Genomic DNA, 12,624 nt, shown 5'->3' with positions numbered 1-12,624 from the left:
ATCAATTGAAGAGATTGTTACCTTCGAATTACCAACTGAAACAATCTCTAACCATCATTTTAACAAGAACTACGTATATCATAATCGTTCTCCTCACATATTATTTTATCTTACGAAATCTACCAAAAGATCTCAATTATCATCTCGAAATGGCATTTATACTTGTGATGGCAATGTCTATCTTAATCTACTTACCTCTAGTCGAGAAATTCACTCGAAAGATGAGAGTAAAACTTTTATCTGAATACCTCACCGACGATGCGGAATCCTACAGACAAGCTATCAAACAATTTAACTATGATTCACTCGTAAAACATGTGTTTCCCGATATGGTCAAAATTACAGAAAGCCATGCTGGTACTATTGCCTTGTTAAATCCTTTGGGCACTTTTGACTTCCACAGCTATTTCCGAGGAAGGCAAAAAAAACTCAGTCCAACAAAAGAGATTAAAGTAAAACAATCCTTTTTGGAGTTCCTCAGAAGCAAAAAGAATGGAGCTTCCCTTATGGATGCAATCCATTCGACTGAAATCAACAACGACTTCATGGAACTACATGCAAATTTTATTTATCCATTTTTGTTTCGAGAAAAAGTATTCGGATTCTTGGCTGTTTCTAACATTCCAAACACAGAATCAAAGCATACCCTGTCTCTATTGGCAGGACAATCTGCCTTAGCCATTCATAACCATGTGCTCTCCTATCACATCACAGAGAACAAAAAATACCAAAAAGAAGCAGAGTATGCAGATCGCATACAGGATTTATTAGAAACAGGAAAGATTCCAGACTTGCCTGGTTGGTCGATTCGAGCATACCCTAGAAACCATGGAAACCTCGTTGAATTTTTCCAAGTAGAAGATGGATCTTGGTACTTTGTTGTACTACATGCAGGAAGGACATACCAGCACATCGGTATCATTCTATCCTATATCCTGGGTGTCGTATATTCTCAATCCAGACTGCGACTCTTAAGAGGATTTTCAGATATCAAACAATTGATTACGAATACATTTCAAAAATTAGATTGGAACAATAAGTACGAACTCATCATTGGAAAGATTGATTTTAACGAAATCTATATCATCCAAGAAGGAAAACAATTTAAAGTGGTGAGAGAAAGTAATGATGAAGAAGTCGTAGCGAGTATGGGATGGAAAAATAAAATACCCATGGAAAAAGGAGCGATTCAAATTTTATTCGCAGAACAGGCTATACTTAGATTCAGTTTGAGCGACAAAAAATGAGAGAGATAACAATCACTATTTTTTCTACTCTTATCTTTTGTCTTTTGGTCTTCTTTGCTTATTTAGGTATCCAATCTTCCAAAATCAGACTTCCCTTTTTCTACTATGATTCAGGTTTAATTGTAAATGTAGCCGAAGAGTATAAATCTCTTTGGGGAAGTTATCTCAGCCAAGAAGATATCGCGAACTTCCATCAAGCGGAGAATCTAAATCTTGGAGAGACCTATACAATCAAGGTACGAAATTTAAAACAAGAAGAAAGATTGCTGTCTGTTCAACCGATCAAATTTGAAAAATTTGATATCCTTACATTTTTCAGTTTAGATTTTTTGTTAGCCTTCTTCAGCGTACTATCTGCCGTCTATTTTTACGTCGCCACAAGAGATGGGTTGATATTTTCTTTCTTTTTAAATCTATCGATTTTGTTTTTTTCGAATGTCTTTCTCATCACCTACCATATAACGGTTTTTCCATTATTCTTTTCTATCTATTTCAGTGCATTTCTTCATTATCATCTCATTTATCGTTTACGAGGAAAGGAAATCCCATCTAAATGGTTGCTTCCTCAGTTTTTGATTGCAGTTGTTATTGGTGTCATTGCTGACCAAGAAGATACAAATTGGCAATTGGCACTGAACATAGTCAATATCGGACATGGACTGAATTTTTTCTTTGGAGTATTCAATTTCACTTTAAATCTTAAAGACTTACTCAACACAAAAACAAAGGGAGAAGCATTGCTTAAGAGGATTTCATTGCTTACGGCCATAGTCCTGTACACGAGCATGCCAATCTCAATTCTTTTTTTCCAAGGGTTTCCCTGGTTTTATGTAGATAGGATATTTTTCTTTTTGTCTTATCTTTTCTTCATGATTACTTTCTTTTACGGAACCTATCGATATACCTTTGTTCCTTCATTCGTCATCTTTACTCCTACAATTATTACTTTGATTTTGGTTTCTTTTTCTACTGTTGTATATATTTCCTTGGTACTGTTGGTAGATTATTTGCTTCCAGTTCCTTATCTTAAAGAAAGATGGTTTCTAAATTTTCTTTTGCTTCTCGTGCTAACCATCTATATGATTCCCATCAAGTTGAAAATGAAGGAGTGGATTGATTTTTGGTTTTTTGAAAAGAATCCCATCCTGAGTAAAGGGATAGAAAAAGTAACTAAGATCATCACAGATCCAATTTCGATGAGACGAACTATCTCATCGATCAATAGAACTGTGATGGAAACCCTTTCCATTTCCAATATCATTATTCTGATTCCAGGAGATACATTTGCTAGAACAGATTTACGAAATGTAAATTTTGTCCGGATCCCAGCTCAATCTGAAATTTGGAATTATTTTGCCAATACCGATCGAGTGACCGTTACATCTCACCTTGAATATGGAATTGGGTTAAGAGAAACTCTTTATAATTTCTTAAAAGAATTAAATATCCAATTGGCTTTCCCAGCTTACGGGCATTCTTCGGGTAAAAAAATTATTAGAGCAATGATCCTGCTTGGAGAAAAATCAGACTCAAATTACTTTTCTATTGGTGAGCTAAAGTTTATCAATGAAATTGTAAAGATTACTGCAATGCTTATTGAAAATTACTCCTTGTTAGAGGATGAAATCCAAAAAAGAAAAATCGTGCGCGATATCCAAACAGCATCTCTGGTAGACAATACCTTGAGAATTATCCCACCCAGTGAAATCAAAGGGATTGAATTTGCCTATATTAGTAAACCTGCAGTAGGAATTTCGGGAGATTATCTAGATATTATTTCAATCTCGCCTAGCAAAATGATAATTATGTTAGGTGATGTTTCTGGGCACGGATTAGGAACAGGCTTTCTAGTGAGTGCGATCAAAGGTATCGTACGCGAGCAACTCAGAAATGGGACCTCTCTTGAGGGACTTTTCCGAGAGATCAATTCGTTCTTTCGAGCGCGATACCAGGGAAGTGAGTTTATGACTCTCATTGGCGGAGTCATCGATACACAGTCAAAAACATTTCGATTTATCAATGCTGGCCATTTAGCACTCATTGAAATGTCTCCAGACGCAAAATTACACTTTCATTCTAAGACACAGAGAGTTCTGGGCATACTTGAAACAGATTATGTTTCCCAAGAAGTTAATCTTGGTTCAGGAACCAGATTATTCCTTTTTTCCGACGGTGTGACGGAAACATTTAGTGAAAAAGACGAGCTATTTGGAGAGGAATCTTTAGTCGAGTTTCTTTCGTCTCATGGTCAATCTGCGATCAAAGACCTACCGATTCGCCTGGAAGAAGTTTTAAACCGATTCCGTGGAAATAGAGAGATGACCGATGATATGACATTTATCTCTCTATCTTTTTCAAATCTCTAGCCGATAATCTAATAGGCTATGTCTGACAAACCATTGAAGTTTGCGATTTTTTTGTCATTGGTCTTAAGTTTGATCGCATTTTGGGACCATCAGGTGACCTCATACCTAAAAGAATTTGTGGTTTTGATCCACGAAATCTGTCATGCGACAGCTGCACTCTTTACTGGTGGTGTTGTAAAAGGTATTGCTTTGCATGGAAATGAAGGTGGTGAGACCATTGCAACTCCAGCATCCTTTAGAGGTTCTTTCATTTTAGTAGTATCTGCAGGATATGTTGGTTGTTCGTTAGTTGGTGGTTTGCTATTGAGAGCAGGCTTTTCAGGCAGACATGCACGTCAAACATTGATTTTATTCGGTCTATTTTTGATTTCTGTCAGCGTTCTTTATTCCAAATTAGGTGAGTTAGCTTACTTTACTGGAATCCTTTGGGGAGTGGGAATTTTAGTAGTTGGTATGTTAGGTGAATCTATATCGATACTGAGTCTTGTATTTTTAGGTACGAGTATTTCTCTTTATTCGATCTATGATCTATCAGATTTTGCAGACAAGTTGTCCGACTCTGATGCGGGTATCCTTGCCTTTTGGATGGCAGGCTTAAGCCCGGAAGACTTAAGTTCAGAGGATGTACCAAAAGCTGTCTTGTTTTTAGGATATCTCATTGCTAGTTTATGGAGCTTACTCAGCATCGGTATCATCATTCATTTCTTGCGTAGTTCTTTACATGAACATACAATTGAGGTGACTGAGGACAATGCGAAGCTTGCTGATTGGGAGCGATTCCCAGGAGACCTTTCTCCTGAAGCCAAGGTCTGGCTAGAAAAGAGAGGTGTTGACCCTGAAAGTGGAATCGTGATTCCACCGGATACTTTCTTTGGTATGCCTCCAAAAGACAATTAGTCAGAAGACGGTAAATTTTTAATTTGCCGAGGATTTTGACCTGGCAAATATAGAATCTCAATGGCCAAACGAATTCTCATTACGGGCGGTGCTGGGTTTATCGGCTCACATCTCTGCGAAAAACTCTTACAAGAAGGCAATGAAGTCATAGCCCTAGACAACTTCCACACAGGTCGAAAAAACAATCTAGAAAAGCTCTTTGCAAATCCCAAATTTGAACTCATTCGACACGATATCACAGATCCAATTAAACTCGAGGTAGACCAGATTTACAATATGGCCTGCCCTGCTTCGCCAGTTCACTACCAAAGCAATCCAATCAAAACGATGAAAACAAACATTCTGGGTATGATGAATATGCTTGGATTGGCAAAGCGGGTTGGGGCAAGGATACTACAAGCCTCAACGAGCGAAGTCTATGGAAACCCTCTCGAGCACCCTCAAAAAGAATCCTATTGGGGAAATGTAAATACGATTGGAATTCGTAGCTGCTATGATGAGGGTAAACGAGCGGCAGAAACACTTTGTTTTGATTATAAGCGAACCTCAAATGTGGATATTCGAGTCATTCGGATATTCAATACATATGGCCCGCGGATGATACCAGATGATGGCCGCGTGGTTTCAAATTTCATAGTGCAGGCAATTCGAGGCCAAGATATAACCATCTACGGTGATGGAAGTCAAACAAGATCCTTTTGTTATGTAGACGATTTGGTACGTGGTATTGTTTCCATGATGGACCAAGACCATTTCATCGGTCCAGTGAATCTTGGCAATGATGGAGAGTTTACTGTTAAAGAATTAGCTGAAATGGTAATCAAAGAAGTTGGTTCTAAATCAAAAATTATTTATCTCCCTCTACCACAAGATGATCCGACGAGACGCAAACCAGACCTCAGTTTAGCCAAAGAAAAATTAAATTACCAACCCACGGTTCCGTTAATCGAAGGAATCAAAAAAACTATCCAATACTTTAAAGCGAGTTTAAACGCATGAAAATCGGAGCCTTAAAAGAACCTTCATTTGAAAATCGAGTTTCTCTCACACCTGATGTAATCGACGCATTACAAAAATTAGGTTTTAGTATTTCGATCGAATCTGGTGCGGGAAACCAAGCCTTCTTTTCAGATTCCGATTACCAGCAAGCAGGCGCTAAGGTATTGCCAAAAAGTGAATTACTTGGTGATTCTGATATTCTAGTCTCAATACACCAGACAGATGCAGACACATTTTCAAAGATAGCAAAATCAAAATTATATATTGGTACTTTCTCACCACTTGCCCAGCCGACAAAATTCAAAGAAATGGCAAACTTTGGAATGAAAGTTTTTTCTATGGATATGATTCCTAGAATCACGAGAGCTCAATCTATGGATGTATTGAGTTCACAGGCAACGGTTTCAGGATACAAAGCTGTTTTACTTGCCGCCGCGAATTATAGTCGTTTTTTTCCAATGCTCACCACAGCAGCAGGAACCATTACTCCCGCAAGAGCTTTGATCCTGGGTGCTGGTGTTGCTGGTTTGCAAGCCATTGCAACTGCCAGAAGATTGGGCGCTGTGGTCGATGTATTTGATACGAGACCCGAGGTCCGAGAACAATGTATGTCTCTTGGCGCAAAGTTTGTTGAGGTAGAGGGTGCAGCAGATGCCAGTGGAAGTGGCGGATATGCAGTTGAACAATCCGAAGACTACCAACGAAGACAAAAAGAAGCCATTGCTAAGTATGCGGAAAAAGCAGACATCATTGTGACCACAGCTTTAATCCCTGGGAAAAAAGCACCCGTTCTCATCACAAAAGAAATGGTTGAGTCCATGCGAAAGGGATCTGTGATAGTTGATTTAGCGGCTGTTATGGGTGGTAACTGTGAATTAACTCAAAATGACGCAACGATCTTACACAATGGAGTCACCATCATTGGAAATTCTAATCTTCCTTCAACGCAACCGATGGATGCAAGCAAGATGTATGCAAAAAACATTGTGAATTTTTTAAAGCTCTTTGTGAATAAAGAGAAACAATTCAACATAAATTTAGAAGATGAAATCATCAACACCTGTCTGATTGCAGACCAGGGAGAGATAAGGCACAAGGCTATTCTGTCTTTGCTTACGTAGTTGTATCCGGCGGCTGGGTACGCCACCTTCGGTGTACCCAGAAATACTGTTCCGGAAACAATCTAACCTCACTTTCGAGAGTTCTCGTCCACAATTCTGTATAATATCTTAAAATTTCTTCTTTGGTTCCGAATTTCTTTTTATCTACGAAACCTAAATCTTTAACTCTTACAATAACTTTGCCTTTTTCGCCTGCCAACACAGAATAGTATAACATTTTAGCGCCTGTTAAATAAGCCATAGTCACAGGTCCAACAAAAGTAGAAGCTTGCCTATTCATAAAAGGAACAAATATTCCCGCCTTTCCCGCATTTTGATCGGAGCCAAAGCCTACCCAATAGCCTTGCTTTAACATTTTCACAACTTGAGAGGAATCTTCAACCGGGACCAAAACAATACCATTATTTGCTCGCATGTCATGAAGGAGTTTATCCACAAAAGGATTGCGAACTCTTTTATAGATTCCCCCACCTTTCATACGAATTCCTAAAAATTGAACGAGTATCTCCCAAGTACCCAAATGTCCTGAAATTAAAACGACCCCCACACCAGACTTCTTGGTTTCTTCTTCTATCTTGAGGCTTTCTTCGTCAATTTGTAGATAGGTATCCAACCACTTCCGAGTCATCCTCGGTGCCCATAGGGTGTGAGCCAAAAGAATCCCTAGATGATCAAAGTGTTTTTTGACAAGATTTAGAATCTCTACTTCATTCTTTTCCGGAAACGCATAATGTAAATTATCTGCAGCAATTTTGCGATGCCTCTTTGCGATCGGAAAAATAATTCTCGTTAAAAGGATGCCATATGCAAGACAAACACGATAGGGTAAGATTTTAAAGGGTAAGTAAAACAAATAAACAATGCAAAAGGAGAAAAAATAACCAATTGTCTTCATAGGATTTCAATATCTCCAGGTACTAATTACAGATTGAAAAAAGAAAACTCCAAAAAGACCCATCAAAACTCCAATGATCCATCCTCCCACAATATCACTGACATAGTGATGCAAAGTTAGCAAACGACCGACTCCAGCAAAAATACTGAAGACAAAAAAATATGGGGTCTCATGGAATGCAAAAACTAGAATTGTAGCAACGACCATAGAATTCGCGCTATGCGCCGAAGGAAAAGAGTGCTTCATATCAGGATTTGCATCTACCTTCCCCATTACACTGATCAAAGGACGTTTCCTTGCGTAATATTTTTTTAGGAATAGCACCAACCTATCGGTAAAAAAAGTAAATACCAAAACTAAAGGAAGAGAAACGTACAAAGGCGAGTATCTTTGGCTAAGGATCATCAAAGGAAGTAAAATCAAGGCAAAAACTTCTCCTCGATTCACTCTTGATAAAACCCAAGAAAGCTTCTCATTGTGAAGATACTTCTTGATCCACTGCGAAAACCTCAGATCAGTTTCTGAAATTAGATTCATTTTTTTGTTTGCTCGTTAACTTTTTGTAAGGCAACTTCTAAGCTAAAAGTTTCTTGAGAACGTTCTTGCATATCTTTCAGTGTTACCAAGTTTTTAGCAATTTCATCTTCACCAAGTAACAAGATCCAACGATACCCTTTTTTTTCTGCATACGATAGTTGTTTTCCCATCTTTTGAGAAACCAAGGCTTGGTCTACAGGGATTCCATGCTTTCGGAACTCTTTTGCTATGGTTTGGCAGGATAAGAAAAAAGTTTCATCTAGAAGTGGAATGAAAACTGTGTTTTCATTCGAGAGATTTGGTACTAGATTGTGAGTTTGCAAAAAATTGAGTAAAGTCACATCTCCCAAACCAAAACCTGTTCCCGATAGCTCCTCGTGAGAAAAGAGACCGATTAGATTGTCATAGCGACCACCGCCGTAGAGAGAACGTTTGTTTTTGGGACTCGTATCAAAAATCTCAAAGATAAAACCTGTATAATAATCAAATCCCCTAACGACGGAAGGGTCAAAATCAATGATGTCCCGAAGACCCAAACTCTCTAAATCGGAAAATAAACTTTGGATTTTTTGGTAGGAATCCTCAGAAATACCAGGGATTTCTTTCAGGTTTGCTATGTTTGAATTTAGAAATTGATCAATGAGTGTGACCGCATCATTGTTATTTGGCACCACTTTTTGTACCATTGATACATATTCATCCTGGGTGATTTTGCTCTTCTTGTCCAAAATTTTTGAAACATCGTGCGCCTGCTCTGGTTTTAATTTTAAACCATTCTGAAAAAATTCATCCAACAAGCTACGATGTGACACTTTGAGTCGAAAAGAATTTCTCGGTGCCCCAAAAGCGAACAGAATGTCACAAGCTAAAGAAAAGATTTCAAGCTCGGCCGCATGGTGATTTACACCGAAGATATCAACATTTAACTGCCAATGCTCTCGTAAACGTCCATGCCCTGGCTGCTCGTATCTCCATAAGTTGGGTATCGAAAACCAACGGATGGGCCGAGGCAATTCTCGCAATCGACTCGCAACCATCCTAGCTACTGTAGGAGTCATTTCGGGCCGTATCGCGACTTCCCTACCACCCTTATCTACAAAGTCATAGATTTGTTTCCCAACAATTTCCTCTCCCGTTTTTGCTCGGTATAAATCTAAAGATTCCAACATGGGACCATCATACTCTTCATATCCATAAGAACGAACTACCTGTTTCATAATGGAAAAAAGATAGTTGCGAATACGCATGTCTTCTGGAAAAAAATCTCGGGTACCTTTATAATTTTCTGTGGTGAGTTTTTTTTCTTTCACTCTTTGACTCGGCTTTCTGTAAAGTTTAACTAAAAAATGTGATTAGACTATAATAAATATCTTTTGCTTTTTTGTCCCCAATCAATCCAACAATTTGTCCGCCAACAACAAAATAGTCTTTAACTTCTTCCATGTGGCGAAGTTCAACCGCCATACGGAGTGGTGCTTGCATTTTGAAGTTAATATCTAAAGTCATCGAAGGTTTCACTTTAAGTGCCTTAATGATCTCTCTTTCTCGAATCTCAATAGAAAGACCACCTCGAGAGACATTAAATACGTTTTGTTTTAAGTCTAGTACTTGGGTATTGGAATCCATGATCCGAGCTTGGAAGGTAGATTCAACTTCTTTATATTTCTGAAATACTTCTTCCGGAACCGAAGTCTTTTCCATTTCAATGGTCAAATAGGCAAAGAAATGAAGATCATTCATGGCAATGAAGATAGGATATAAAAGGAAAGAATCAATTTTTTTCCTTTTATACTCTGCAATCTTATCTTCCAAAATCATATCTTCTTCAAACGCAGATTTTGGATCAAAAACTTCCGAGGATGGATGAGATTCAAGAGTGTGAGTATTTAGAATATAAAGAGGTTTTTGTTTTTCCCTTAATAAATCTATTTCATCGGACTGGTCTCCACCAGCAACAAACACTACCTTTGATTTTGGGTAGGCGTTCAGTAGATTTTTGTGAATATCGGTTAGAATAACTTGTGAACTCACACCCGTTAACTTCGAAAAATCAATATTCGTTTTTGCGATCAAAAAGTTCGAAGCAACGACCGTCCCGTACACTTTATCATTTCTAGATTCTACTCGGATTTGGTTACTAATCTTTTTTGATAAAATCTTTCCCAAAAGCAAGGTATCCTTTTGGTTTAATAATTCATACTCTACCTCTATATGATAGGAAGGAGTGGTATAAACAGTAAACTTTGAACTTCCGAGATCAATGACTACATCCGTTTCAAAAATATGAGAGCCGTCCTGTCTTTCACCCTTAAACTTGATCCGCAAATCTGTGTCGTATCCTTTCAAAAAAAGTCCTTCAGCCGCCATTCTGCTTTTGAAGAACTCTGAAATATTTACAGAAGGGTCTAAATCTTCGAAGGCTCTTTCTTTTTGAAAATGTGTTTTGATAGGTAATATCATCTTAATTGACTTTTTTAAAGTTTACTCTTCGGTTTTTTGCGCGGCCTTCTTCGGTATCGTTGTCCGTAAGAGGTTGAGAATAATGATAAGCCTGGATTTTCATTTTTTCTTTTGCTACCCCTTTTTCTCTCAGATATTGATACACTGCCAATGCTCTATCTTCACTTAAGGTAATGTTGTATTCTTTACTACCTACATTATCTGTATGACCACCGATTTCAACGATATCATTCTTATTTTTAATTAGATATTCAGCAAATCTATCTAAGATCTTTTTGTCCTCGTCACTGATTGAACGTTGGTTAAACGGAAAATAGATAACCGTATTATAAAGATCATCATAATCATTCAAATTCCGCAAATATAAGACTGTTTCTTTGCCAACCATGTCCTGGATCCGTTGGACAGGAAACAAAAAGGTATCTGTTTTGTATCCCTTTGCTTTAACCAAAATCTCAAAGCCGATGTTAGGTGTTTCTGTTAAATCAAACTGATTGTCCTTTGGCGTCAGCACCTTTCCTTTTCGATTAATATCATCAAAATATGTACAATCAGCATTTGGAATGACTACATTTGTCTTTTTGTCTTTCACGACAAATCGAATGCCTTTTATAGTCATATCTGGCCGATCAGGTTTTTCTTCTTTGATTGGTAACAGTTTTATCCGAGAGTATTGTTCCTTTTTTTCACCCACATTTCCCCGAAGGTCCAAATTCAGCTCGGTCGGAATGAACCCTGGCGAGGAAATTTCTACACGATAGAACTTGCCAGTTCGAATATTTGTACGAAAATTTTCATTCTCTTCGGTAGAAAGATCACCTCCGATTCTTTTGGAAGTGATGATACCGATTGGTTTTGTTTCATCAAAAATTTTTAAAGTGGCATCCAATCCAATCATAATGGATTCGGAACCATCATAAACCAATCCTCTAAATACAAAATCATAAGATTTGCGCAGGTCTTCCGGGACTTGAGTCCGATAGATATCAAATTGTCCCTGTCCTCCTGGACGATTGGATGCAAAGTAAAACCATAAATCATCATGTGTAACGCTGATTCCTTCGTTGTCACTTTCCTCGTATAAACTATAGGTTGAACGATCAGACGGTGTATCGAATGGAAAGCCTGTTGATTGAGTTGTGAGTACTCGTTTGGTATTGAAAGGATCTCCCATCAGTTTTGGAATAGAATATTTTTCTGAGTTGGAGTCATAGTCTGAGTAATAGAAGCTATATTTTTTCTGCTGTTGGTTACGGTTAGAACTAAAATACAAACGCGTACCATCCCAATGAAAACTAGGACTGATCTCATCCTCAGGACCATTTACCGAAGAACCAAGATTAATAGGTCGTTGCCAAACCCCATCTCTACATTTCAATCTGGGCTTGTCCGCATTTGGTTCTAGGTTCTCAATCTTTGTGCTGGGAACTCTTTTTGAAATCCATAAATCATAACCGCCCAATCCTCCTGGACGATTGGAGGAAAATATCACATAACAGCCATCCGGTGAAACCGCAGGCATTTTATCTTCAAAATGTGAATTGATTTCATTTAAATGTAAGGGGATTGCCCAAAGACCTGTTCGCGGATTGATCTTGGTATAATAGATATTTAATCCATCGAAACCATCTCGGTTTTTTTTTCTATCTCTAGCATCATCGTAACGAGCGGATGTAAAATACAACTCGTACGGCTTTTCAGCCTCATCGAATAGAACGGTAAACATCCCTTCAAAATTTGGAGTATTCAACTCTCGGAAATTTTTCGGTGCATCCCAGGACGGTGTTTTCATTCGATTTGGGTAACTTAAATTTTCTGTAACCCAAATATCCATGCCCCCTTCACCACCGGGGCGATTGGACTGGAAAACCAAATACCGACCAGTTGGTGAGATAATAGGGTTGTATTCTACATTTTGGGTATTTAATGGACCAAAAAAATAAGAATCCGTGATTTTAGGTAAGGGTTGAGCCAACAAACCAATCGCAACAACCAATGTAAGTAGAATTCCCTTTTTCATCTGCCTATCTCTTAAAGGTATCGGTTTTACTCATTATTCTGCCAAGGGAAAAAAGAAGGAATTGTCAGCAAAGATCACTTCC

The 12,624-nt window shown here is 38.1% G+C and carries 10 protein-coding genes; 5 read left to right on the top strand and 5 right to left on the bottom strand.

The genetic code is table 11. From position 1 onward, the window contains the following. Positions 1 to 14 precede the first annotated feature (14 nt). The 5 genes from DI060_RS15680 to DI060_RS15660 are packed head-to-tail and all read left to right on the top strand — an operon-like array spanning position 15 to position 6,630. Entirely contained in the window at positions 15 to 1,247 is a 1,233-nt protein-coding gene (locus tag DI060_RS15680) for a hypothetical protein (RefSeq protein ID WP_244594447.1), read from the top strand. Next, entirely contained in the window at positions 1,244 to 3,613 is a 2,370-nt protein-coding gene (locus DI060_RS15675) for a PP2C family protein-serine/threonine phosphatase (RefSeq protein ID WP_108977871.1), read from the top strand. Before DI060_RS15680 ends, DI060_RS15675 begins: the two co-directional genes overlap by 4 nt. Positions 3,614 to 3,631: 18 nt before the next feature. Further along, a complete protein-coding gene (locus DI060_RS15670) occupies positions 3,632 to 4,510 on the top strand; it encodes a M50 family metallopeptidase (RefSeq protein WP_108977870.1) in 879 nt (292 codons plus the stop codon). A gap of 60 nt (positions 4,511 to 4,570) precedes the next feature. Next, entirely contained in the window at positions 4,571 to 5,509 is a 939-nt protein-coding gene (locus DI060_RS15665; protein WP_108977869.1) for a UDP-glucuronic acid decarboxylase family protein, read from the top strand. Continuing rightward, positions 5,506 to 6,630, top strand: a complete 1,125-nt coding sequence (locus DI060_RS15660) for a Re/Si-specific NAD(P)(+) transhydrogenase subunit alpha (protein ID WP_108977868.1) — start codon at positions 5,506 to 5,508, stop codon at positions 6,628 to 6,630. Before DI060_RS15665 ends, DI060_RS15660 begins: the two co-directional genes overlap by 4 nt. Here DI060_RS15660 and DI060_RS15655 read toward each other — a convergent pair. The 5 genes from DI060_RS15655 to DI060_RS15635 are packed head-to-tail and all read right to left on the bottom strand — an operon-like array spanning position 6,623 to position 12,542. Further along, positions 6,623 to 7,525: a lysophospholipid acyltransferase family protein gene (locus DI060_RS15655; RefSeq protein WP_108977867.1), complete on the bottom strand. Its 903-nt coding sequence runs from the start codon at positions 7,523 to 7,525 to the stop codon at positions 6,623 to 6,625. The two genes, DI060_RS15660 and DI060_RS15655, sit on opposite strands and share 8 nt — an antisense overlap. A 6-nt stretch (positions 7,526 to 7,531) precedes the next feature. After that, positions 7,532 to 8,062, bottom strand: a complete 531-nt coding sequence (locus DI060_RS15650; RefSeq protein ID WP_108977866.1) for a phosphatase PAP2 family protein — start codon at positions 8,060 to 8,062, stop codon at positions 7,532 to 7,534. After that, on the bottom strand, positions 8,059 to 9,372 hold the full coding sequence (gene hisS / locus DI060_RS15645; RefSeq protein ID WP_108977865.1) for a histidine--tRNA ligase: 1,314 nt from the start codon (positions 9,370 to 9,372) through the stop codon (positions 8,059 to 8,061). Before hisS ends, DI060_RS15650 begins: the two co-directional genes overlap by 4 nt. Positions 9,373 to 9,397: 25 nt before the next feature. Next, positions 9,398 to 10,522: a DUF1577 domain-containing protein gene (locus DI060_RS15640; RefSeq protein ID WP_108977864.1), complete on the bottom strand. Its 1,125-nt coding sequence runs from the start codon at positions 10,520 to 10,522 to the stop codon at positions 9,398 to 9,400. Between the two features lies 1 nt (position 10,523). Next, positions 10,524 to 12,542 (bottom strand): OmpA family protein, encoded by a 2,019-nt coding sequence (locus DI060_RS15635; protein WP_108977863.1) that lies wholly within the window; start codon positions 12,540 to 12,542, stop codon positions 10,524 to 10,526. Positions 12,543 to 12,624: the final 82 nt, after the last annotated feature.

Source organism: Leptospira ryugenii, assembly GCF_003114855.1.
GTDB lineage: Bacteria > Spirochaetota > Leptospiria > Leptospirales > Leptospiraceae > Leptospira_A > Leptospira_A ryugenii.
This window is presented reverse-complemented; position numbering and strand designations above follow the sequence as displayed.